Source organism: Pseudomonas grimontii, from assembly GCF_007858185.1.
Lineage (GTDB): Bacteria > Pseudomonadota > Gammaproteobacteria > Pseudomonadales > Pseudomonadaceae > Aquipseudomonas > Aquipseudomonas grimontii.
On record NZ_VFES01000017.1, the window covers coordinates 147,696 to 170,122 of the forward strand.

The 22,427-nt window shown below is 61.9% G+C and carries 19 protein-coding genes and 2 pseudogenes; 7 read left to right on the plus strand and 14 right to left on the minus strand.

The window, feature by feature from the left end:
- Positions 1-148 precede the first annotated feature (148 nt).
- The 7 genes from FIV39_RS24385 to FIV39_RS24415 form a co-directional block, all read right to left on the minus strand.
- Complete coding sequence (locus FIV39_RS24385; RefSeq protein WP_090399610.1) at positions 149-1,465, minus strand: TolC family outer membrane protein; 1,317 nt, start codon at positions 1,463-1,465, stop codon at positions 149-151.
- Entirely contained in the window at positions 1,462-2,787 is a 1,326-nt protein-coding gene (locus FIV39_RS24390; RefSeq protein WP_090399607.1) for an HlyD family type I secretion periplasmic adaptor subunit, read from the minus strand. Before FIV39_RS24390 ends, FIV39_RS24385 begins: the two co-directional genes overlap by 4 nt.
- Positions 2,784-4,520, minus strand: a complete 1,737-nt coding sequence (locus FIV39_RS24395; RefSeq protein ID WP_090399605.1) for a type I secretion system permease/ATPase — start codon at positions 4,518-4,520, stop codon at positions 2,784-2,786. The genes FIV39_RS24390 and FIV39_RS24395 overlap by 4 nt, the downstream gene beginning before the upstream one ends.
- 177 nt (positions 4,521-4,697) lie before the next feature.
- Entirely contained in the window at positions 4,698-5,318 is a 621-nt protein-coding gene (locus tag FIV39_RS24400) for a heme acquisition protein HasA (protein ID WP_090399603.1), read from the minus strand.
- Positions 5,319-5,421: 103 nt separating this feature from the next.
- Positions 5,422-8,172: a TonB-dependent receptor gene (locus FIV39_RS24405; protein ID WP_090399601.1), complete on the minus strand. Its 2,751-nt coding sequence runs from the start codon at positions 8,170-8,172 to the stop codon at positions 5,422-5,424.
- 150 nt (positions 8,173-8,322) lie between these two features.
- Positions 8,323-9,321 carry a FecR family protein gene (locus FIV39_RS24410; RefSeq protein WP_146371624.1) on the minus strand — a complete coding sequence of 333 codons (999 nt, stop codon included), beginning with the start codon at positions 9,319-9,321 and terminating at the stop codon, positions 8,323-8,325.
- 63 nt (positions 9,322-9,384) lie between these two features.
- A complete protein-coding gene (locus tag FIV39_RS24415) occupies positions 9,385-9,906 on the minus strand; it encodes an RNA polymerase sigma factor (protein ID WP_090399596.1) in 522 nt (173 codons plus the stop codon).
- 207 nt (positions 9,907-10,113) lie between these two features.
- Between FIV39_RS24415 and aroQ the strand changes: the two genes are divergently transcribed.
- Both aroQ and FIV39_RS24425 read left to right on the plus strand, forming a co-directional pair.
- Positions 10,114-10,563: a type II 3-dehydroquinate dehydratase gene (aroQ, locus tag FIV39_RS24420; protein ID WP_010206717.1), complete on the plus strand. Its 450-nt coding sequence runs from the start codon at positions 10,114-10,116 to the stop codon at positions 10,561-10,563.
- On the plus strand, positions 10,560-11,408 hold the full coding sequence (locus FIV39_RS24425) for a shikimate dehydrogenase (RefSeq protein ID WP_090399594.1): 849 nt from the start codon (positions 10,560-10,562) through the stop codon (positions 11,406-11,408). Before aroQ ends, FIV39_RS24425 begins: the two co-directional genes overlap by 4 nt.
- Before the next feature lie 129 nt (positions 11,409-11,537).
- Here the strand turns inward: FIV39_RS24425 and FIV39_RS24430 are convergent.
- The 3 genes and pseudogenes from FIV39_RS24430 to quiC all read right to left on the minus strand — a co-directional run.
- Positions 11,538-11,627: pseudogene (locus FIV39_RS24430) on the minus strand (TetR/AcrR family transcriptional regulator); the annotation flags it as partial.
- Between the two features lie 398 nt (positions 11,628-12,025).
- A complete protein-coding gene (locus FIV39_RS24435) occupies positions 12,026-12,691 on the minus strand; it encodes a TetR/AcrR family transcriptional regulator (RefSeq protein ID WP_090399815.1) in 666 nt (221 codons plus the stop codon).
- Between the two features lie 80 nt (positions 12,692-12,771).
- Positions 12,772-14,673, minus strand: coding sequence for a 3-dehydroshikimate dehydratase QuiC (gene quiC / locus FIV39_RS24440; protein ID WP_090399592.1), 1,902 nt, complete (start codon positions 14,671-14,673; stop codon positions 12,772-12,774).
- Between the two features lie 223 nt (positions 14,674-14,896).
- Between quiC and FIV39_RS24445 the strand changes: the two genes are divergently transcribed.
- Positions 14,897-16,231, plus strand: coding sequence for an MFS transporter (locus FIV39_RS24445; RefSeq protein WP_090399589.1), 1,335 nt, complete (start codon positions 14,897-14,899; stop codon positions 16,229-16,231).
- Here FIV39_RS24445 and FIV39_RS24450 read toward each other — a convergent pair whose 3' ends face one another.
- Positions 16,232-17,110: a DMT family transporter gene (locus tag FIV39_RS24450; protein ID WP_090399587.1), complete on the minus strand. Its 879-nt coding sequence runs from the start codon at positions 17,108-17,110 to the stop codon at positions 16,232-16,234. It lies immediately after the preceding gene.
- Positions 17,111-17,308: 198 nt separating this feature from the next.
- Here FIV39_RS24450 and FIV39_RS24455 point away from each other — a divergent pair, with 198 nt between their 5' ends.
- The 3 genes from FIV39_RS24455 to FIV39_RS24465 are packed head-to-tail and all read left to right on the plus strand — an operon-like array spanning position 17,309 to position 19,632.
- A complete protein-coding gene (locus tag FIV39_RS24455) occupies positions 17,309-17,722 on the plus strand; it encodes a lipoprotein (RefSeq protein WP_090399585.1) in 414 nt (137 codons plus the stop codon).
- 44 nt (positions 17,723-17,766) lie between these two features.
- The gene (ypfJ, locus tag FIV39_RS24460) at positions 17,767-18,654 is read left to right on the plus strand and encodes a KPN_02809 family neutral zinc metallopeptidase (RefSeq protein WP_090399583.1); all 888 of its coding nucleotides are present in this window, start codon (positions 17,767-17,769) and stop codon (positions 18,652-18,654) included.
- Positions 18,655-19,632 carry a hypothetical protein gene (locus FIV39_RS24465; RefSeq protein ID WP_090399581.1) on the plus strand — a complete coding sequence of 326 codons (978 nt, stop codon included), beginning with the start codon at positions 18,655-18,657 and terminating at the stop codon, positions 19,630-19,632.
- A gap of 132 nt (positions 19,633-19,764) precedes the next feature.
- On the opposite strand, the gene FIV39_RS24470 is transcribed toward FIV39_RS24465, so the two are convergent.
- Genes FIV39_RS24470 through FIV39_RS24480 form a run of 3 tightly spaced genes read right to left on the minus strand, consistent with a single transcriptional unit; the run spans position 19,765 to position 21,829 of the window.
- On the minus strand, positions 19,765-20,352 hold the full coding sequence (locus tag FIV39_RS24470) for an HAD family hydrolase (protein WP_090399578.1): 588 nt from the start codon (positions 20,350-20,352) through the stop codon (positions 19,765-19,767).
- Positions 20,349-21,218 (minus strand): acyl-CoA thioesterase II, encoded by an 870-nt coding sequence (gene tesB / locus FIV39_RS24475; protein WP_027605282.1) that lies wholly within the window; start codon positions 21,216-21,218, stop codon positions 20,349-20,351. Before tesB ends, FIV39_RS24470 begins: the two co-directional genes overlap by 4 nt.
- Positions 21,219-21,259: 41 nt before the next feature.
- Positions 21,260-21,829, minus strand: coding sequence for a GNAT family N-acetyltransferase (locus FIV39_RS24480; protein ID WP_090399575.1), 570 nt, complete (start codon positions 21,827-21,829; stop codon positions 21,260-21,262).
- Between the two features lie 76 nt (positions 21,830-21,905).
- On the opposite strand from FIV39_RS24480, the pseudogene FIV39_RS24485 reads away from it, so the two are divergent.
- Positions 21,906-22,310: pseudogene (locus FIV39_RS24485) on the plus strand (histone deacetylase); the annotation flags it as partial.
- Between the last annotated feature and the right edge of the window lie 117 nt (positions 22,311-22,427).

A 22,427-nucleotide genomic window follows, 5' to 3' on the forward strand; every position in this document is an offset into this window, starting at 1 on the left:
CATCGCAGCTCTAAATGTGGGAGGGGCGGTGCGACGATTCGACTTGCCCCCGATGGCGGTGCATCAGCTAAAAGTGTGCTGATTGCCCCCCTGCTATCGGGGGCAAGCCCCCTCCCACATTGGATCGGTGTGTTGGCAAATATCTTTGTCAGGCCGACGGCTGGAAATACCCCGCCAACGCCCGCAAGTCCTGCTCACTCAGCAACCCCGCGTAATATTTCAACTGAATCCGCGCCAGCAAATACGCGTGCCGAGCATTCGCCAGGTCGCGGCGGGCGGTGAACAGTTGTTGTTCGGCGTCGAGTACGTCGAGGTTGACCCGCTCACCGCCGCTGACGCTTTTCTTCGTCGCGGTGACCAGTGCCGTGGCGGAGCTGACGGCCATTTCATAAGCCCGCACTTTCGCCGCGCCGCTGGTGTTGAGGTTGAATTGCTTGCGCAGCGCCACCAGCGTGGCCGAGGTTTGGGCGTCCAGTTCGTACTGGGCCTGGCTCAACTGATTGCCTGCCTGACGGGTAGAAGCCGATACCGAGCCACCGGCAAACAACGGCAGGCTGAGCTGGATGCCGACGCTGTTGGTGTCGTACTTCTGGTTGTAGCTGCTTTCGGAATCGGAGCTGGTCTGGCGGCTGCTGGCGTACAGGCTGACCTTGGGCAAGTGCCCGGCGCGTTTACGCTCCACTTCGTAAGCGGCGACGTCCAGCGCGTGGTGTTGGGACTTGAGTTCGGGGTTATTGGCCATGGCCATTTCACGCCACGTCTCGAAGCGGTTGGGCTCCAAGGGCGGGATGTCGAATTGGCGGACCAGGGGGGCCAGCTCTTCGATCTGCAACGGTTGGCCGACAATCGCTTCCAGCTCGCGCAAGGCGCCATCCTGGGCGTCCTGCGACTCGAGCTCCTCTGCCTGGGCCAGGCTCAAGCGCGCCTGGGTTTCCAGTACATCGGTGCGCGTACCTTCGCCGCCTTTGAGCAAGCGATCATTGAGTTGCAGGCGTTCGGCAAACGCACGCTTCTGCGCACGGCTCAACTCGATACGCTCCTGGGCCAGCAGCGCCTGGCTGTAGGCGCTGAGCACGCGCACCGCCAATTCCTGGCTTTTGCCGCGAAAACGCTCATCGGCCATCAGTGCCTGGGCGGTGCCCTGGCGAAAGCGCGCGTAGGCTTCGTAATCCAGCAACGGCTGCTGCAAGGTCAGGGTCGAGGCATAGCTGCGGTAATCACGGTCGCTGGTGACATCGCCCGCCGTCACTTGCGACTCGTTGCGCGAATTGTTGTAGCTCCACGACAGATTCGGCAGCAATGCAGCCCGGCCAATCACGCGATGCTCTTCACCGGCTTCACGTTCCTGGATGGCGGCCTGAAAGGTCGGGTCATTGCGTAGGGCAAGGTCGTAGGCGTCGAGCAAACCCAAGGCATGCGCCGCTGGGGTAACGCTCAGGCACAAGGTAAAAAACAGCGCCTTCATTCTTCCACCAGGGCCATGTGAGTGCGATCCAGCAAGGGTTTGAACAGGTAGTTGAGCAGCGAACGTTCACCGGTCTTGACGAAGGTTTCCACCGGCATGCCCGGACGGATCTGCACGCCGTCCAGTTGTTGCATGCCCGCCGCACTGACCTGGGCGCGCACGGTGTAATAAGGCTCGTCGGTGCGCTCATCGACCTGGCGGTCGGCGGAGACCAGCGTCACCTCACCGGCTACCCGTGGGGTGGTGGCCTGGTTGAAGGCCGAGAACAGCAGTTCCACCGGCAGGCCCGGGTGCACTTTGTCGATCATTTGCACCGGCACCCGTGCTTCCACCCACAGCGGTTCGCCCTGGGGCACGATGTCCATCAGCGCCTGGCCGGGCTTGATCACCCCGCCTTCGGTGTACACGTCCAACCCCACCACCACCCCCGAAGCCGGCGCTCGTACCAGGCTGTTGGCCAGTTCAAACTCGGCCGAGGCCAGGCGGTTGCGCAGGTCGTCACTGCGGGTGCGGGTCTCGGCCAACTGGCCGCGCAGGTCTTTCTGGAAGTCTTCGCCGAGCTGGCGGATGCGCAGGCGCAGTTCCAAAACCTGACGCTGCAACTGGCCGATGCGCCCGTAGTCTTCGGCAATCGCGCCGTCGACCTGGGCATACAGGCGCTCGCTGTCGAGCAGGCGATTGCGCGGGATATAGCCGTCGCGCGCCAACTCGCGCAGCCCTTGCAACTGCTCACTCAACGCCGCGCGCTGCTGCTCCTTGCTCGCTTGGGAATCCCGCGTGCCACGCAACTGCGCCTCGGTGCCGGCGATGGTTTCACGCAGGCCTTGTTGCTCGGTGGCCAGCGCCTGGGCACGGCTGGTGAACAGTTGCCGTTGCAGATTCAGGGTGTTGGCCGCCTCCGGCTCATTCAGCAATTCAGGACCGAATGTGATGGCGGACAGACCTTCGCTTTCCGCACTCAAGCGCGCCTCACTGGCCAAGGACGCCAGGTACTGACTGCGCAGCGACTGCATCTGCCCGCGCAAGGGCGTTTCCTTCAAGCGCAGCAGCACCTGGCCGGCGTTGACCACGTCACCGTCACGCACGTCGATACGTTCGACGATGCCACCGGCGGGATGCTGCACGGTCTTGCGATGGCCAGAGACCATGACCTTGCCCGACACCGCCACGCCCTTGTCCAGTGGCGCCAACGCCGCCCAACCGATAAATCCGGTAAAGCCACCGAGCACCAGCCACCAACCCAGGCGCGAATATTTTTTATCATCCAGCGCCAACACCGTGTGAGCGCGGTCACTGACCAGCACCGGTTTACTCACGCTCATGCCTGTTTTCCTTCACCAAGGCGGTAGCTCATGCTCATGGTCGACACCGGCTTGGAGGCCGCCGGTTTCTGTCGTGCTTCCAACACTCGCGCCGTAGGACCAAAGGCCTGCAACTGGCCGTCCTTGAGGATCAGCAACTGGTCGGTCAGGCTCAGCACATTGGCTTTGTGGGTAATCAGGATCACCGTGCGGCGCTGCTGCTTAAGCTGGGTGATGGCCTGGAGCAGAGCCTGCTCGCCCACTTCGTCGAGGTTGGCATTGGGCTCATCCAGCACGATCAACGCCGGCAGGCCGTACAGCGCACGGGCCAGGGCCACGCGTTGTTTCTGGCCGCCGGACAACCCCGCACCGCCCTCCCCCAACGGCGTGTCGTAGCCTTGGGGCAGTTGCAGGATCAATTCATGCACACCCGCCATTTGCGCGGCGGCGAGGACTTTTTCGGCTTCCAGCTCGGCAAACCGCGCGATGTTGTCGGCGATGCTGCCGGCGAACAGTTGAATGTCCTGGGGCAGGTAGCCGATGTGCGGGCCGAGTTGTTGTTTGTCCCACTGGGCCAGGTCGGCGCCGTCGAGCCGCACCTTGCCGGCCAGCGGTGCCCAGGCGCCCACCAGCACCCGCGCCAGGGTGGATTTGCCGCAACCCGACGGGCCGATCACGCCGAGCACTTCACCCGCTGGCAGGTTGAACCCCAGGTTCACCAGCGCCGGTCGACGGCTGCCGGGGGCGCAGGCGCTGATTTGCTCGACGCTCAACTGGCCCTTGGGCACCGGCAGGCTCATCCGCGGCGGTCGCGCCGGGTTGGCCGCCAGCAGCTGCGACAGCCGCTCATAAGCCAGGCGCGCCGAGCCCCATTGCTTCCAGACGCCGATCAATTGGTCGATGGGGGTCAACACCCGCCCCATCAGGATCGAGCCGGCAATCATCATCCCCGGCGTGATATCGCCCTGCACCGCCAGCAACGCACCCAGGCCGAGTACCAGCGATTGCAATGCCAGGCGCACGCCCTTGGACCAGGCGGTGACGGCAGCGGTCTTTTCACTGGCCAGGTTTTGCTCGGCGAGGAACGCCTGGTGCTGGTTGAACCAACGCCCGCGCAAGGTGGCGAGCATGCCCATGGCTTCGATGGTGTCGGCATTGCGCAGGTTGGCCGTGGCCTGCTGGCTGGCGTGGATGGACAGTTGGCTGGCCTGGGCCATCGGCGCCTGGCTGACGTGGTGGTTGATCCACGCCAACGCGATCAATACCACTGCGCCGCCCAATGCCAGCAGGCCAAGCCAGGGGTGGAACAGGAAGATTACCAGCAGGTACACCGGAAACCACGGCGCATCGAAAAACGCGAACAGCGCCTGGCCGGTGGCGAACTGGCGCAAGGTGGTCAGGTCATGCAACGCCTGGCCCGCCGCCTGGGTGCCGCCCTTGAGTTGCGCTTCGAACGCGGCGTCGTAGACCCGCTGGTTCAGGCGCATGTCCATCTGCGTGCCGAGGCGGATCACCACCTGGCTGCGCACCCACTCCAACGCGCCCATCAGGCCGAACAGGCCGAGGATCATCAACGTCAGCATGAGCAGGGTCATCTGATTGCCCGAGGCCAGCACCCGGTCGTACACCTGCAGCATGTACAACGCCGGGGCCAGCATCAGCAGGTTGATCACCGCCGAGAACAGGCCGATGTTGAAGAAGCCACCTTTATAGGCCGTGAGGGCGGCCAGGGTTTCATTGCCGGCGTGGCGCATCTGGGGATTCTCGTGGGGTTGAGCGTGCAGCGTCGCCGCGTTGACAGGCAATACGACGCTGCGCAGAATTCGGCACCGCCGTCGCCGGAAGAGTTAGAAGGCTTGGGCGACGGCGGTGTAATGCAGCGAATGGGAGAGCGATCTTCCATTCGCTTTTTTCATGCAGCAGCAGCAGGTTCAGGCGGCGAGTGCCCAGTCCTGTGCCACGTCCTGCACGCCCACCAGGGCAACGTCGGTGGACACTGCGCTGGCGTGTGCCGCCAGGCCCGCCGACACTTCGTCGAACGTGCTGGCAGTGGACAGGCCAAAGTCGTCGAGCAGGTTGTTGAGCACGGTTTCCAGCGCGGCGGTGTCGCCCTGCATCAAACCGTAGATCACGCTTTGTACTTCGTTGCCAGCCCGGCCGGCGCCCTCGGCGGCGCTCAGGTCGAGGCCGTTGAACGCGACTTTGAAGTCGCTCAGGCTGAAGTCGCTGCCATTGCCGCCGCCCAGGCCAGTGCCCAGTTGCACATTATCCAGGTCGCCCCACAGGTAGTGGTTCAGGTTGCTGCTGGCAGGCAACGACGGGTTGAACACATAGTGCAGGCCATTGCTGGTGTCGCTGTCGGCGATGAACGCGTACTCGGAGTTGTTGGCGCCGTGGGTCGAATACTGGTCGCCGCTGAGGGTGCCGTTGCTGAAGCCACCCGTGTTACTGGTGCCGTGACCTGCCGTGTTGAACCCCACTGCCCAGGAGCTCAGGTAGTCCGATACCGACAGAGAACCCAGGCCCGAATCGTAGCTAACAGAAATAGTCATCACTAAACCTCGTTAAACAACGTTTTTGATGAACACGCCGGTGCGGCGCGCCTTTTTGCCCACCCATGGGCAAAACCGTTAATCAGCTGCCTGCGCACACTGATCAGAATTTGTATTCCAGCATTCCGCTCAGGGTTCGCCCGCGCGCCAGGCTGAGGTTGTTGGCGTCGCCCATGGCGACGAAATAGGCTTCATCGGTGGCGTTTTCCAGCGCCAGTGCAATGTTCAATTGATCGGTCATCCAGTAACTGGCGTACAGGTCATAGAGCGTGTACTTGGGCCACATCGCCTGATCCATCAGTTCGTAGCCCTGCTGATTGAGGTTTTCGCCGTTGCCCGAGCTGTAGCGCACACGCACACCGGTATCCAGGCGTTTTTCCAGCAAGCGCGTACCCAGCGTCAGCGAGCCGCGATCGGCAGGCATGTACGTGGCGTTCCCCATGATTCGCCCGCAGCTTTCCTTGTTGTTGGCGACGTCGTCATCCAACACTTCATAGGTGGTGACCGGCCGTATGCTGATGCGCCCATCCGGCAGTGTGAAGCGCTCCAGGCGCGTGGTCCTTGGCCCGGTGGTCTTGGCGCCGCCCATGTAATAGTTCTTCGAGCAGAACTCATTGCTGCCGATCATGTGGGTGTAGCTGAGGTTGGCGTACGCGCGCCCCATGTCGTAATTGAGCTGGTATTCGACCCCGCGAAACCGCGTCGGGTTGGTGTTATTGACGTAAGCCATGGTGCCGAGAAATCCACCCACCTGGGTTTCCGGCAAGCTGACGCTGGTGTTGAGGAAAGAGAAGTTTTCAATCCGGGTATCGAAATAAGCCACCTTCATGCCGAGGCGGTCATCACTGAAGAACAAGCCCTCCTTGAAGACATTCATGCCCACTTCCCAATCCCGTGACTCTTCAGGCTTGAGGTACGGGTTGGGAAACACGCGCTCTCCCGAACCACCACCGTGGGGTCGGCCGGTCATGAAGGTTTCGGTCACCGCCGGTGGCCGCCAGCCCTTGCCCCAACGGGTATAGAGTTGCAGCCAGTCCACGCCCGGCTTCACCGCAAGACCGAAGGTGGGGGAAAACTGGCCTTCTTCACGGTCAACCTCGATCACTTCCGAGACACGCCTGGCGCCGACGAGGCTGTTGTAGAAACGATCACGCCGGTACAGGGTCATGCCGGTTTCGCCTTCGAGCCGATAGCGGTCATAACGCAAGCCCGCATCCAGGGTCAGCCAGCCGCCATAGTCGTACTGCGCGTTGTTGAACAGGCTGGCGATGGTACGTTTGCCCCCCGGCGTACTGCCCTCTGAGTAAGGCAACAAGCCCAGGTTGTTGGTGGCTTCCACTTTGTTGGTGCGTGGCTTGAACTCGTCCTGATACAGCTCCACACCGTAGTTCCAGGTGACATGCCCCCGCTCGCCAAAATCAAACCGTGAGGTGTTGTCACCCTGCAGGCCCCAGGTGTCGGTCTGGAAGTGATCGGTGTAGGCACCGACGTAGTTACCGGTACCCGGCGACGCCTGGTTGGGGCTGTTGCCGCGATCCATCTGGGTGGTGACGTAATAGAGCTTGGCCTTGAGATCGATCAGCGGGTTGTCCGGGCTGTAGCTGTAGTCCAGCGCGACGTTTTTCGCGTTGAGATTGTTTTTGCTGGTGCGCACGTAGTAGGTGCTCTGAAGGTCGTCGGCGATATAGCCCCAGGCATCGTTACTGTCGGTGTCGGTTTCCAGGTAGCTCAACTGCAGGCGTTGGTCGTTGGGCAGGTTCAGGCCAAACTTGACGATCTGTGAGCGGGTCACGCTGCCGGTGTCGCCGACTTCGCTGTTCAACCAGTCGTCGAAGGCAGCCGGCGCATACTTCCTGGCCCGCAGGTTGGTGCCCAGGTTGTCGTCGTTGTGCCTGCCGGCGCGGTAGTTACCGAAATGCCGCTCGCTGTAGCCCAGCAATACATCGCCGCGCTCATCACCAAAGGCAAACACGCCGCTGCCGTTGAAGTCGGTGCCGTTACCCAGCGCTCCGATGCCGCTGCCGGCGCGAAGGCGGCCGCCGTAGTCCTTGCCGTCTTTGAGAAACTCACTGGCATCCAGGGTCTTGAACGACGCAATGCCGCCCAACACCGCAGCGCCGCCCTGCCCCGACTGGCTGCCTTTGTCGATCTCGATGCTGGAGATGAACTCCGGGTCGATCAGCATGGTGCCGTTACGCTGCTGGTGGCCGTTGACGTTGAAGTTCTGGCGCATGCCGTCGATGTTCATGTTCACGCGGCCATAGTCCTGCACGCCGCGAATATTCACCGACAGGCCGGGGTCGCGCTGGTCGACGGCAGTGTAGACGCCGGCGGTTTCTTCAAGCATGTCGGCGGCATGGCGGGGCGGACGTTTATCGATCATGTCCCGGCTGATCACCGCCACGGACTTTGGGGTCTGGTACACCCAGTCGCTGGCCTGGCCATTGGTGTTGCCGGTGATGGTGGTGGTACCCACGGTGATGGCTCCAACGTGGTCGTCGCTGACACGGTTGAGGGTGACCTGCCGCTCGCCGGTAAAGCGATATTCCACCGGTGTGGCACCGAGCAATCGGCCAAGCCCTTCCTGCACGCTGAAGCTGCCTTTGAGCGCGGTGCTGCTCAAGCCTTGCAGGCGCGGGCTGTCGAACAACACCTGCAAACCGGCTTGGTCGGCAAAGGCCAATATGGCACTGCCCAAGGATTGCGCCGGCACATCGAACGCCAGCACCGCCGGCTGGGCAGCGCCCACCTGAGGCTGCGCCGCATACACGGGAGCGATTGCGGCGAATAAGCCCAAGTGGATGGCCAGGGCTAACCGGCTACCGGTGATACGCCCCTTGGTGAGTGCTGACATTTCTGGTTTCCCTGCGCTGATCGTATTTTTGTTTATGCGAATGCTTCTCACCTAGCAAGACGTACGAGGCGCAGGAAGTCAGTAAGACTTTTTCAAAAGTTTTTGAGCCGGGGGTTTTAAGCGAGTGGGAGCGGGCCTCCCACCGGGTCATCAATAGATCAGGCTGAGGCCTGCCAGGTCCAAGCGTTGCACTTGAAGTTCCTGGGTGAGGGTGCCGAGGGCGCTGTCGAGCATGTCGAGACGGAAGACGCCGCTGACTTCGCGCTCGCCCAGGTCGGCATGGGTCAACACCACCCGCCCTGGGCGGTAGCGATTGAGCTGCTCAATAACCTTGGCCAGGGGCTGGCGATCAAAGATCAGCACACCCCGTCGCCAACTGGTGGCACGGTCTACATCGAACTGATCCAGGGGCACGACACCCTCCTGGGCGTTGTAGCGCACCGCCTGGCCCTCCTGGAGCACCCGGTCGCTCGGGCCTTTTTTCGGCGAGGCATGCAAAGAGACTTCGACGCTGTGCCGCAACACGCCCACCCATGCCTGGGGTTCGGCCTCGCGCGCCACCACAAACCGCGTGCCCAGCGCCCGCGTCTGCCCGCCGGCGCTCTGCACCACGAACGGGCGGGTCTCCTGACCCACCATCGGCGCCACATCAAAAATCGCCGAACCCTGGATCAGGCTGATGCGCCGTTGCACGCCGTCGTAATCCAGGCGGATAGCACTCGCGGAATCCAGCTCCACCGTGCTGCCATCGGCCAAGTGCACGGTGCGCACCTCGCCCTTTTGGGTGACATAGTCAGCCTGCATGCGCAACCAGGCATCCGGCCCGCGCACCCAGCCAACGCTCGCCGCCACCACGACCAGCGCCACCGCCGCCGCACGCTGCCACGGCCTTCGTCGCGAGGTTCGGCGCAGCGGCAGCGCCGCCGCAGACGGACGCTGGCGATACACCGGCTCGTCCTTATGCACCTCGCCCAACGCCGCCCAGGTCTGTTCGGCAAAGCGCAGCGCCGCTTCATGGCGGCTGTCGCAGGCGATCCACTGGCGCAGCTCGGCCTGCTCCTGGTCGGTCAGGGCACCGGCGTGCAGGCGCACCGCCCACTCGGCGGCCTCCTCGGTAATGCTGTGCTGTTGCTGACCCTGGCTATTCACGTGTGAATCTCGAATTTTTCGTTATATGACGCTGTGACGTCTGAGCTGAGGTTTTTCCGTAATTCATTCGTCGGATGGCCCCACCTCACCGTCCTGCAAGCGCTGCATCACATACGCCAACGCCTTGGCCAAGTGCTTTTGCACGGAACTGTCGGAGATATCCAAATGCCGGGCAACCTGGGCGTGGGTCATGCCCTCTATACGGTTCAGACGGAAGATCTGCTGGGTTCGTTCCGGCAGCTCCGCCAACGCCTGCTTCAATGCCTGTCGCTGTTGCTGCGCCATTGCCTGAGCCTCCAACCCGGCCACGTCATCTTCAATCTCGGCCAGCGCCTCATGGGGCACGGAATCTGTCTTGCGCCGCGCTTCCTGGCGAATATGGTCGATCAGCAGATTGCTCGCCGTTCGATAGAGATAGCCCTGGGAGTTGTCGATACGCTCGCCGACCGGTTTTTCCGCCAGGCGCAGGAAGCTCTCCTGTACCAGGTCGGCAGCCAACTGCGGGTCCCGTACCTTGCGCGCCAGATACCCGCGCAGGGTATCGGCATGCTTGAGAAACAGGCCTTTGAGATCCACGTCCGACAAACCGACTCCCTGGAATGTAAAGGAAACAGGCGGGCATCTTAAGCGTTATCGAGAATGATTTTCAATTGATATGTAGTCTGATTCGAACCTGCACACTGCGCGATTAAGAGTTCGATAATCGAACATATCCGCTGCCATCAATTGACCAAATTAACTAACCAGTACATTTTATCCCCACAACGAACAAGAACTGTGGAGATACCCTTTATGCCGCCCATCGTGCTGGTGCTCAACGGCCCCAACCTCAACCTGCTCGGCACCCGCGAACCCGCGACCTACGGCCATGAAACCCTGGCCGACGTCGCTGCCCTGTGCGGCCGCAGCGCCGAACAGCTGGGACTGAAAATCGAATTTCGGCAGACCAATCACGAGGGCGAACTGCTGGACTGGATCCACGGCGCCCGCGCCCGCTGCGCCGGTATCGTGATCAATCCGGCCGCCTGGACGCACACTTCGGTGGCGATTCGCGATGCCCTGGTAGCCAGTGAAGTGCCAGTGATCGAGGTGCACTTATCCAATGTGCATGCGCGCGAGGCGTTCCGGCATCACTCATTCGTGTCGCCCATCGCCAAGGCGGTGCTCGCGGGCTTTGGCAGCCATGGCTACCACTTGGCCCTGGAACATTTCAGCCAGTTGCTGAAGGGGTCGGCCCGATGAAACCGCGCATCCTCGCCGGCCTGATCGGCGCCGGCATCCAGGCCTCCCGCACCCCCGCCCTGCATGAGCAGGAAGGCGACGCCCAAGGCTTGCGTTACCTGTATCGCCTGATTGACCTTGAGCCCCTGCACCTGGACATCAACGCCCTGCCCGACCTGCTGGACGCTGCCGAGTTGATGCACTTCACCGGATTGAACATTACCTACCCGTGCAAGCAGGCGATCCTACCGCTACTCGATGATTTGTCCGACGAGGCCCGAGGCATCGGCGCGGTCAACACCGTGGTCTTCAAGGACGGCAAGCGTATCGGCCATAACACCGACTGCCTGGGATTTGCCGAGGGCTTTCGCCGCAACCTGAACGATGTTCCGCGCCAACGCGTGGTGCAGATGGGCGCGGGTGGCGCAGGCGCCGCAGTGGCGCATGCGTTATTGGCGGAGGGTGTCGAACATTTGAGTATTTTCGACGTGGACGCCAGCCGCGCCCGCGACCTTGTGGATAACCTCGCCCAGCGTTTCGGCACCGGCCGCGCCCAGGTCGGCACCGACCTTGCAAACGCCATGGCCGAGGCGGACGGCCTGGTCAACACCACGCCGATGGGCATGACCAAACTGCCCGGTACCCCGGTGCCAGCGACACTGCTGAGAGCCGAACTGTGGGTAGCTGAAATTGTGTATTTCCCGCTGGAGACCGAACTGCTGCGCGACGCCCGCGCCTTGGGCTGCCGCACCCTGGATGGCGGCAACATGGCGGTGTTCCAGGCGGTGAAGGCATTTGAACTGTTCAGCGGTGAGGTGCCGGACGCGCAGCGAATGCTCGCGCACTTCAAAAGCATGAATACCTGACCGACGAAACCGGATCAAAAAATGTGGGAGGGGGCTTGCCCCCGATTGCGGTGGGTCAGCTACACATAAGCTGACTGATCCACTGCTATCGGGAGCAAGCCCCCTCCCACATTGGGTTAGGCGGTGTACTCAGGCCTGCAGGTAGCGCAACACCGACTCGCAAATCATCTCGCGATGCCGCTGTTTAACCACCTCATCCGACAGGTCGATCTGAAAGAGCTACCGCATGCTCGCGCACCTCAAAAGCATGAATACCTGACCGACGAAACCGGATCAAAAAATGTGGGAGGGGGCTTGCCCCCGATTGCGGTGGGTCAGCTACACATAAGCTGACTGATCTACTGCTATCGGGGGCAAGCCCCAATGCCAGTCAGTTAAGGAGGAACACTGTAACTGTGGCGAGCGGGCTTGCCCCGCGTTGGGCTGCGAAGCAGCCCCAAAACACAGCGCCGAAGCTGCCTGGCGCACTGCAGCGCTCTTATTGGGGCTGCTGCGCAGCCCAACGCGGGCGGTGCGACGATTCGGCAAGCCCGCTCGCCACAGGTAACTTGTCTGTTCTATCTCTTAACTGACTGGCATTGGGGCTTGCCCCCTCCCACATTGGGTTAGGGGTGTATTCAGGCCTGCAGGTAGCGCAACACCGACTCGCAAATCATCTCGCGATGCCGTTGTTTAACCGCCTCATCCGACAGGTCGATCTGAAAGATCTCACTGAACGTATGGCGGTTGGACACCCGGTAAAAGCTGAATGAGTTGATCAGCAGGTGCACGTCCAACGGTTCCAGCCCTTCGCGGAACAGGCCCATCTCGGCGCCTCGGCGCAACGTCACCCCTAGCCCCTCGAGGATTTTGCTGTTCATCGCCTTGATCGTTTCGGTGCGTTTCACGTACTCGGCATTGTGGATATTTTCGATGCTGACGATACGCACGAAATCGACGTTCTGATCGTGGTGATCAAAGGTGAACTCCACCAGCCGCCGAATCGCCTCTCGCGGTTCCAGCGCGGTGAGATTCATCCGCGTTTCGGTGTTGCGAATATCGCCGTAGAGCTTCTCCAGCACCTCGACGTACAACTGCTCCTTGCTGCCGAAGTAGTAATAGATCATGCGCTTGGAGGTATGGATGCGCTCGGCGATGGCATCCACGCGAGCGCCGGACAGGCCCTGCTGAACAAACTCGACGATGGCTTCCTGGAGAATATTCTCGCGGGTCTTTTCCGGATTGTTCTTACGACTCTTGCGCGGTGCGTCTAACACCGCGGGGAGTTCGGGACTTGAGGTCATGGTGCGCTCACGGCCATTTTTATTGTGCAGGCCGCGATTATGGGCCGAGGCGTCTTGCGAAGGAAGCACCTCGCCTACCGTTATAAACGCGCCTGGCGCACCGCGCCGCTGCGGGATTTGGCCATCGCCGCCAGGCGCACCGCCACGTTGGCCGCGCCGTAGCCGGCATAACCGTTCTTGCGCTGGATGATCTCGAAGAAAAACCGTCCCTCGAAAGGTTCGGTGTACACATGAAACAACTCACCGCCCTGGGCGTCACGGTCGTACAACACGTTGTAGTACGCCAGTTCGCTGAGGAACTCGTCATCGAAATCAAAGCGCGCCGCGAGGTCGTCGTAGTAGTTGAGGGGAATATCCAGCAGCGGTACCCCAGCCTCCTTCGCGCGGCGCACTTCGGCGAAAATATCCGCGCAGTCGAAGGCAATGTGATGCACACCCGAGCCGCGATAACTCGACAGCGCGTGGGAAATCGCAGTGTTGCGGTTCTCGGAAATATTCAGCGGCAGGCGAATCGAGCTGCAACGGCTGCGCAGTGCACGGCTTTTCACCAGGCCGTAGGGGTCGGGCAGCACCACTTCGTCATCCGCTTCGAAATCCAGCAGGCTCTTGTAGAACAGCACCCAACTGTCGAGGCTGTCGGCCGGCAAGGCCATGGCCATATGGTCGATGCGCAGCAACCCCCCGCCCGCAGCGCTGGACGCTTGCAGATTGAAGTCGGTGTCGTAGATCCCCCCCTCACCCTGATCCACCAGGTAAATCAGGCTGCCGTCCGGCGCGCGTACTGCCGCCAGCTCCAGCTCGTTGGGCCCGACCAGGCCGCGATAGGGCTGGCCCTTGTAGGCCACCGCTCGTTCCAGGGCCTTGGCGCTGTCCTTGACCCGAATCGCCGTGGCGCACAACGACGGCCCATGGGCCTCGAAAAAGTTATGCGCGAAGGAATAGGGTTCGCAGTTGAGGATCAGGTTGATGTCACCCTGGCGCAGCAGGCTCACGCTCTTGGAGCGGTGCTGGCCGGCCTTGACGAAACCCAGGCGCTCCAGCCAATGGGTGAGCTTGGCGCCGAGGTTTTCATCCACGGCGAATTCGAGGAACTCGATACCGTCGTACTCGCTGGCCGCAGGGGTATCAAACAGAATCTCGACAGGTTGCGCGGGCGCCTCCTGTTGCAAACGCTCGCGGGTTTTTTCTTCCAGGTACAGCAAGGAACGCAGGCCATCCGCCGCATTCGCGCGGGTCGGCGCGGCGCGGAAGCCATCGTTGAAGATTTCCAGGGACAAAGGCCCGGTGTAGCCGCTCTTGATGATCGGCGCGAGGAACCCCGCCAAGTCGAATTCGCCCTGGCCGGGGAAGCAGCGAAAATGCCGGCTCCACTCCAGGACATCCATGGCCAGGATCGGCGCGTCGGCCATTTGCACGAAGAAGATCTTGTCGCCGGGGATCTGCGCGATGGCACTCGGGTCGCCCTTGAGCGACAGCGTATGGAAACTGTCGAGCAACACCCCAAGGCTCGGGTGATCGACCTGGCGCACCAGGTTCCACACCTGCTGCCAGGTGTTCACATGCTTGCCCCAGGCCAACGCTTCATAACCAATGCGCAGGCCGCGACGGCCAGCGTGTTCGGCCAACAGGCTGAGGTCGTCCAGCAGGATGCGTTCATCCCCGACGCAATCGGCTGAGGCATTGCTGCACACCAGCACCAGGTCGGTGCCCAGTTCCTGCATCAGGTCGAACTTGCGCTCGGCGCGCTCCAGGTTGCGCGCCAGGCGATCGCGGCGGCAGCCTTCAAAGTCGCGAAACGGCTGGAACAAGGTGATGGCGATGCCGAGGTCGGCGCACATCTGCCTGACTTCACGGGGGCTGCCGTCGTAATACAACAAGTCGTTTTCGAAGATCTCCACCCCATCGAACCCGGCGGCGGCAATGGCTTCGAGCTTTTCCGGCAGGGTACCGCTCAAGGACACGGTGGCGATGGAACGTTGCATGGACGACTCCCGGCAATTGTTGTTTGTGGCAAATTATTCGCCCCCAGACTACCCGCAGCAATTAAAATGTACGAACCGGTTAGTTTTTGGTGCGATTATCGAACACTAAGCCTCTTTGGCGAATTGACGATTTTTTAGCCACTGCGCACCATCAATCACGCAGCGACACCCAAAAGAAGACCCACAACACCTCATAAAAATTTCAAAAAACGGGTACAACCACATGCCTTCGCAAAACTCCGCCCTGGCCGCGCGCCCGGGCACCCCGCACGCCGGCATCGGCGACAAGATCCGCGGCGCCCTTGCCGTGGGTAAAACCCGCTGGGGCATGCTGGCCCTGGTGTTCTTTGCCACCACCCTCAACTACATCGACCGTGCCGCCCTGGGCGTGATGCAACCGATCCTGGCCAAGGAAATGAGCTGGACGGCGATGGACTACGCCAACATCAACTTCTGGTTCCAGGTCGGCTACGCCATCGGTTTTGTGCTGCAAGGCCGACTGATCGACCGCGTGGGCGTCAAACGCGTGTTCTTCTGCGCGGTTCTGCTGTGGAGCCTGGCCACCGGTGCCCATGGCCTGGCCACTTCGGCCGTCGGTTTTATGGTCTGCCGCTTTATCCTCGGGCTGACCGAAGCCGCCAACTACCCCGCCTGCGTCAAGACCACCCGCCTGTGGTTCCCCGCCGGTGAGCGTGCGGTGGCCACCGGTATCTTCAACGCCGGCACCAACGTCGGCGCAATGATGACGCCGATGCTGCTGCCGCTGATTCTGCATGCGTGGGGCTGGCAGGCTGCGTTCCTGTGCATGGCGTCGCTGGGCGCGATCTGGCTGGTGTTCTGGGGTTTGAAGTACTACAACCCGGAAAACCACCCGACCGTTAAACAATCCGAACTGGACTACGTGCAACGGGAAGTCGAACCGGAACAACCTGGCGTACCGTTCAGCCGCATCCTGCGCATGCGCGGCACCTGGGCCTTTGCCATCGCCTATGCACTCACCGCACCGGTGTTCTGGTTCTACCTGTATTGGCTGCCGCCGTTCCTGAACCAGCAGTACAACCTGGGGATCAACGTGACGCAGATGGGTATCCCGCTGATCATCATCTATCTGACAGCCGACTTCGGCAGTGTGGGTGGGGGGATTCTGTCGTCCTTCCTGATCGGCCGTGGGATGAACTCGATCAAGGCGCGGTTGCTGTCGATGCTGCTGTTTGCCTGCTGCATCATCGGCGTGATCATGGCGGCCGGCTCAAGCCAACTGTGGGTCGCGGTGTTTGCCATCTCCCTGGCCATCGGTGCGCACCAGGCCTGGACCGCCAACATCTGGAGCCTGGTGATGGACTACACACCCAAGCACATGATGAGCACGGTGTTCGGGTTCGGCGGCATGTGTGCAGCCATCGGCGGCATGTTCATGACCCAGATCGTCGGCCACATCCTCACCGTGACCAACAACAATTACACCGTGTTGTTCACCCTGATCCCGGCGATGTACTTCATTGCGCTGACCTGGATGTACTTCATGGCACCGCGCAAGATTCCTACCGTAGACGTCTGATCACCTGCGCCGCTGCTGCCAGGCAGCGGCCAACCCGCTCATGCAGATCACCCCGATACCGACCACCGTGGTCATATCGGGGGTATGGTTGAACACCAGCCAACCCAACAACCCCGCGAATACGATCTGGCAATAGCCGAACGGCGCCAGCAAGGCCGGCGCCGCAAAGCGGAACGCCTGGGTCAGCATCAAGTGCGCGGTCATCCCGCAGGTGCCCAGCGCCAACATCATCACGCCGTGCCACAGCGTCGGGATCTGCCAGAAGAACGGCACCATCGCGCTCATCACCAAGGTATTGCACAGGCCGGCGAAGAAGTTGCTGGTGGTCGGGGTGTCGTATTGGCTGAGGATGCGCGTAAGCAGTTGGTAGAAGCAGAAGAACAGCGCCGAGCACAGCGGCAGCAGCACCGCAGGCGTAAACAACTCACCGCCTGGGTGAATGATCACCAGCACGCCGATAAAGCCGCAGATCACCGCCAGCCATTGGCCGCGTGTCACATGCTCGCCGAGCAGCGGCACCGACAGGGCCGTCACCAGGATCGGCGCGAGGAAGTTCACCGCCGTGGCTTCCGCCAACGGGATGTAATGCAATGCCGTCGTGAAAAACAGGCTGGTGCCCAACAAGCACAAGGCCCTGACTACCTGCATCCCCGGGCGTTTACTGCGCAGCACGCGTAGCCCCGATTGCGGCAGGAAAATCCCGGCCATCAGCAAGGTATGCACCAGGTAGCGCGCCCACACCACCATCACGATCGGGTAGAACCCGGCCAGGTATTTGGACAAGGCGTCGTGGCTGGAGAACAGAAACGTCGCCGCCACAATCAGCACAATGCCTTTGAAGGGATGGTTGACGCCGGAAAGGGGGGTGCTGACAGTCATGGAATTCTCTTGCGTGGCGGGCGGAACGCTGAGCACTGAACGAAGTAGCGCTCAACCCGGTAATCTAGCAGCCGGGCCGGAGTCTGCCCCAAGAGCATAACCAAACACCGGGCGAACAGCGCACTAAATCACGGGATTCGAGTCCAACGCAGCATCTTAGCCCCGCGCTGCATACTTTTTAACCAAGGCCTTGCCGCTATGAAAAAAACCCTCTTTGTTCTTTCTGCCCTTACCCTGCTGACCGCCTGCAACCAGGAGTCCAAGCCAGCGCCCAAACCCGCGCCGCCTTCCGTGCAAGCTACCCTGGTCCCCGAAACCCCGCCCACCGATAAATGGGTCGGCAAATGGATCGGTGTCGAAGGCCTGAACCTGACCATCGCCAAGGACGACAGCATCGGCCGTGGCCATTACCTCCTGACCATGCAATACGGCCTCGACGCCGACGACTCGGGCACCTTCAAGGGTGAAGCGGCCGAAGACGGCATCGCCTTTACCCGCCCGGACGGCCCGCAGTTGCTGCGCGCCGGCGATGGCGAAGCGACCGGGCTGAAATGGCTGGCGGATAAAAAAGACTGCCTGATCGTCGCCACCGGCGAAGGCTATTGCCGTTAATACCGACCATACTCAATCACGGTCAGCACACAGAGGATTGCCCCATGCTATGGAAAAAAGGCCGACGCAGCGACAACGTGGTGGATGCCCGCGATGACAGTGGCGGCGGCGGTGGAGGGATGCGCTTTGGTGGCGGCAAGGGCCTGAGCCTGACCGCGATTGTGCTGATCGTCGGTATCGGCTGGCTGACCGGCCAGGACCCGCTGCAGATCCTCGGCCAGTTGATCGGCCAGATGGAGCAGGCGCCCTCGGTCAGCACGCAATCGCGCCAGGCACCGCCGGCCAACGATGAGCAAGCCGACTTCGTACGGGCAGTGCTGGGCGATACCGAAGACACCTGGGGCCAGGTGTTCCAGGAAAACGGCCTGGTCTACAAAAACCCGAAACTGATTCTGTTCCGTGGCCGGGTCAATTCCGCCTGCGGTGGCGCCACCTCGGCCAGCGGCCCGTTCTATTGCCCGGCGGATCAGCAGGTGTACCTGGACCTGGATTTCTTCCGGGAAATGTCCCAACGCTTCCAGGCTGCCGGCGATTTCGCCCAGGCCTATGTGATCGCCCACGAAGTCGGGCACCACGTACAAACATTGCTGGGCATTTCGTCGAAGATCCAGGCCGCACGCCAGCAAGGCCGGCAGATGCAAGGCGACGGCGGCCTGCTGGTACGCCAGGAGCTGCAAGCCGACTGCTTCGCCGGCGTATGGGCCAACCGTGCGCAAAAACGCCTGAACTGGCTGGAGCCCGGCGATATCGAAGAAGCCCTGAATGCCGCCAACGCCATCGGCGATGACCGTTTGCAGCAACAGGGTCAGGGGCGCGTGGTGCCGGACTCGTTTACCCACGGCACCTCGGCGCAGCGGGTTCGCTGGTTCAAGACCGGCTTCGCCCAGGGTCAGATCACTCAATGCGACACGTTCACTGCCAAGAGCCTATAGATGACTATACGATCGGGACTCCTGCTGGGATTGCTGTTGACCTGCACCGCCAGTTGGGCCGCCGAGCATGGCGTCAAGGTGGTCAGCCCCGGTCGTTTTCACCTCGAAGCCGGCGACCTCAGCCTCGGCTTGAGCCAGGACTGGCGCCAGCCACTGCCTGACGTCACCCGCGCCGTGATCATCGTGCATGGGCGCCTGCGCAATGCGCAGACCTACCTGCAAAGCGGGATCGATGCCGCCGAACACGCCGGGGTTGCCGCCAACACCCTGGTGATCGCGCCGCAGTTTCTCAACGGCTCTGACGTGAAGCGCAACCACCTGGACACCCAGCTGCTGCGCTGGAACGGCAATGACTGGATGGCCGGCGACGCCTCGACCAGCCCAGGCCAGATCAGCTCTTTCGGCGCCCTCGACCAGATCATCAAGCACCTGGGCAACCGCACGCTGTTCCCGGCGCTGAAGGAAATCGTGGTCGCCGGTCACTCCGGCGGTGGCCAGGTGGTGCAGCGCTTCGCCCTCACCGGCCACGCCCACCCTATCCTGCAAACCAAGGGCATCCGCCTGCGTTATGTGGTGGCCAACCCATCGTCCTATGCCTACTTCAGCCCACAGCGACCGGTGAAGTTTGACGCAGCCAGTTGCCCAGGCTTCAACGACTGGAAGTACGGCATGCAGCACCTGCCGGCCTACGCCCAGGGCCAAAGCGCCGAGCAGCTTGAGCAGACCTACGTGTCACGCAACATCACTTACCTGCTGGGCCAGCAGGACACCGACCCGAACCACCCGGCGCTGGATAAAAGCTGCGAAGCCGAGACCCAGGGCGCGTATCGGCTGATTCGCGGGCACAACTACTTTGACTACCTCAAGCAGCGCCATCCGCAATTGAGCCAGACGCTGGTGGAAGTGCCGGGGGTGGGGCATGACGGGGATGGGATGTTTACGTCGCCCGAAGGGCAGAAGGTACTGTTCACTCAGTAATACCGGAAGAAACAGTCTCAAAATGTGGGAGGGGGCTTGCCCCCGATAGCAGTGTGTCAGTCAGCTCATCTATAACTGACCCACCGTCATCGGGGGCAAGCCCCCTCCCACATTTGATTTCTATTGCCTGGGCTAGATCATCCGGCGCAGTACCGCGCAATCTGCAGCATGCCAATCCGCCAGCTCCGGCCACGGGTTCTCCGGCAGGTTGACCAACACCGTTCGGGTCCCCGCCGCCCGACCGCAGTCCAGGTCAAAGCGGTAATCCCCAACCATCACCATCTCGCTCGTCGATACATCCCACGCCGCCGCCAACTTCAACAACCCACCCGGATCGGGCTTGGGCGGCGCATCGTCGCGACCCAGCACATCGTCCACGGCAAAGCAGTCCGCCAGGCCAATCGCCTCCAGGGTGATATGCGCCAACTCCCGCGCGTTGCGGGTCAGGATACCCAGGCGATAACCCCGCCCGGCCAGCTCGCGCACCAGCTCAACCGCACCGTCCGCCGCGACGGAGCCCAGCGCCAGCTCGCGCTCATGCTCCAGCAACCAGGCATGCTTGGCCGCTGCGATGTCCGCCGGCAAGGCCGCGAGGTGGGTGAGGATGTCGTCCTCGGGGGGAATGTCCAGGGCCACGCGAATCGCCGCAAAGTCATGCACCGCGACCGTCAGGGTGCCGTCCATGTCGAACACCCAGTGCTTAACGTCCGTCAGGCTCATGCCCAATCCTTGCGATGGCGAATCAAGCCTTCCTGGGTCACCGACGCCACCAGTTGCCCGGCGCGGTTGTACACGCTCCCGCGGGAGAACCCACGGGAATTGCCGGCCCATGGGCTGTCCATGGCGTACAGCAACCAGTCATCGGCACGCAGGTCGGCGTGGAACCACAGCGCGTGGTCGAGGCTGGCGACCTGCATGTCTTTCTGCCACACGGTCTTGCCGTGGGGCAGCAACGAGGTGGTCAGCAGGCCGAAGTCGGACGCGTAGGCCAGCAGGTATTTGTGCAGCGCCGGCGTATCCGCCAAGGCGCCATCGGCCCGAAACCACACGTATTTGACCGGGTCGGACGGCTGCGGGTTGAACGGGTCTTTTTCGGTGACCGGGCGCACTTCGATCGGCTTGGGGCACAGCAGCTTGTCGCGCATATGCTCGGGGATCAGGTGCGCGCGCTGCTGGGTCAGCTCCAGCTCCGACGGCAGGTTTTCCGGGCCGACCACCACAGGCATGGTGGTCTGGTGCTCGAAGCCGGCCTCGTCATACTGAAACGAAGCGCTGCAGGTGAAGATCGGGTGGCCCTTCTGGATCGCCGTCACACGGCGCGTACTGAAACTGCCGCCATCGCGGACGCGGTCCACCGAATACACCACCGGCAACTTCGCATCGCCAGGGCGCAGGAAATAACCATGCAGGGAATGCACGTGCCGCGCTTCTTCGACGGTCTGGCTGGCGGCCGACAACGACTGGCCGAGCACCTGGCCACCGAACAGTTGGCGAAAACCCAGGTCCTGGCTGCGGCCGCGAAAGAGGTTTTCCTCGATCGGCTCCAGGGTCAGCAAGTCCACCAGATCTTCCAATACTTGGCTCATAGAGCAACTCCTACAACAATCGATAGGGCATTCCGGGCTGCTTATCCGTGCAGCGTGTCCAACCATTGGGCGCGGGTGATGCGGTATAAAACGTGGGGGCACAGCGGGTCATCGGCTGCGACCTTGGGGTGTGCAAAATCTGCCTGGGGATCGTAATGCATACCGATGGCCTGCATGACTTTTTGTGATGGCAGATTGGCTTGAGTGGTGAAAGCGACGATTTCGTCCAACTGCAAACGGTCGAAACCACAGCGCAGCGCGGTCCAGGCCGCCTCGCTGGCATAACCCAGGCCCCAATGCTCACGGGCCAGGCGCCAGCAGATTTCCACCGCCGGGGTAAAGCCCGCTTCGAAGCTGACGTTCTGCAACCCGGTCAGGCCGATGAACTCACCGGTGTCCTTGCGTTGCAGGGCCCACTGGCCAAAACCGTATTCGGCGAAGTGGCCGCGAATCCGGCCGATCAGGGCGGCACTTTCCAGGTGACTCAATCTGGCCGGGAAATAGCGCATCACCTGCGGGTCGGCGCACATGCGCGCAAATTCCGTCAGGTCGGCATCGCGCCATTGGCGCATGACCAGGCGCGCGCTTTCCAATTGCAATATCTCCTCCATGGGTCCCCTCCCCTTGCCATGTGCGTGAGTGTACAGCGCTGTTAAGATCCTTCGCAGATCCCCGTCAGAAAATCCCATGCCTTTGCCATTGATCTACCACGATGACTACAGCCCTGAGTTCCCGGCAGACCACCGGTTCCCCATGGGCAAGTTCCGCCTGCTGCGTGACCACCTGGTGGCCAGCGGCCTGACCGAAGACAGCCAATTGCTGCGCCCGTCGTTATGCCCACCGGAGATTCTGGCCCTCGCCCATGAACCTGGGTATATCGAACGCTACATGAGCGGCGAGTTGTCCCGCGAAGACCAACGGCGCCTTGGCCTGCCCTGGAGCGACGCCCTGGCCCGGCGCACCGTGCGCGCGGTCGGCGGCTCGATCCTGGCGGCGGAGCAAGCGCTGGAACACGGCCTGGCCTGCCACCTCGCGGGCGGCACCCACCACGCCCACTACGACTACCCGGCGGGCTTCTGCCGTTATGCCGACCAAATTATGTAAACAAATCTTGTTAGACCGCGAAAATAAGGCCCTTGGAGAGTCAAGGTTTCTAAAAAGTGGAAATTAATACCCGAGATTCGACGAGGTGTTTACAAAACTCAGAAA

Bases quoted from the DNA above. Each gene is read 5' to 3' on its own strand.
- FIV39_RS24385 (WP_090399610.1), bottom strand. From the start codon at position 1,465: ATGAAGGCGCTGTTTTTTACCTTGTGCCTGAGCGTTACCCCAGCGGCG.
- FIV39_RS24390 (WP_090399607.1), bottom strand. From the start codon at position 2,787: ATGAGCGTGAGTAAACCGGTGCTGGTCAGTGACCGCGCTCACACGGTG.
- FIV39_RS24395 (WP_090399605.1), bottom strand. From the start codon at position 4,520: ATGCGCCACGCCGGCAATGAAACCCTGGCCGCCCTCACGGCCTATAAA.
- FIV39_RS24400 (WP_090399603.1), bottom strand. From the start codon at position 5,318: ATGACTATTTCTGTTAGCTACGATTCGGGCCTGGGTTCTCTGTCGGTA.
- FIV39_RS24405 (WP_090399601.1), bottom strand. From the start codon at position 8,172: ATGTCAGCACTCACCAAGGGGCGTATCACCGGTAGCCGGTTAGCCCTG.
- aroQ (WP_010206717.1), top strand. From the start codon at position 10,114: ATGCCGCCCATCGTGCTGGTGCTCAACGGCCCCAACCTCAACCTGCTC.
- FIV39_RS24425 (WP_090399594.1), top strand. From the start codon at position 10,560: ATGAAACCGCGCATCCTCGCCGGCCTGATCGGCGCCGGCATCCAGGCC.
- FIV39_RS24435 (WP_090399815.1), bottom strand. From the start codon at position 12,691: ATGACCTCAAGTCCCGAACTCCCCGCGGTGTTAGACGCACCGCGCAAG.
- quiC (WP_090399592.1), bottom strand. From the start codon at position 14,673: ATGCAACGTTCCATCGCCACCGTGTCCTTGAGCGGTACCCTGCCGGAA.
- FIV39_RS24445 (WP_090399589.1), top strand. From the start codon at position 14,897: ATGCCTTCGCAAAACTCCGCCCTGGCCGCGCGCCCGGGCACCCCGCAC.
- FIV39_RS24450 (WP_090399587.1), bottom strand. From the start codon at position 17,110: ATGACTGTCAGCACCCCCCTTTCCGGCGTCAACCATCCCTTCAAAGGC.
- FIV39_RS24455 (WP_090399585.1), top strand. From the start codon at position 17,309: ATGAAAAAAACCCTCTTTGTTCTTTCTGCCCTTACCCTGCTGACCGCC.
- ypfJ (WP_090399583.1), top strand. From the start codon at position 17,767: ATGCTATGGAAAAAAGGCCGACGCAGCGACAACGTGGTGGATGCCCGC.
- FIV39_RS24465 (WP_090399581.1), top strand. From the start codon at position 18,655: ATGACTATACGATCGGGACTCCTGCTGGGATTGCTGTTGACCTGCACC.
- FIV39_RS24470 (WP_090399578.1), bottom strand. From the start codon at position 20,352: ATGAGCCTGACGGACGTTAAGCACTGGGTGTTCGACATGGACGGCACC.
- tesB (WP_027605282.1), bottom strand. From the start codon at position 21,218: ATGAGCCAAGTATTGGAAGATCTGGTGGACTTGCTGACCCTGGAGCCG.
- FIV39_RS24480 (WP_090399575.1), bottom strand. From the start codon at position 21,829: ATGGAGGAGATATTGCAATTGGAAAGCGCGCGCCTGGTCATGCGCCAA.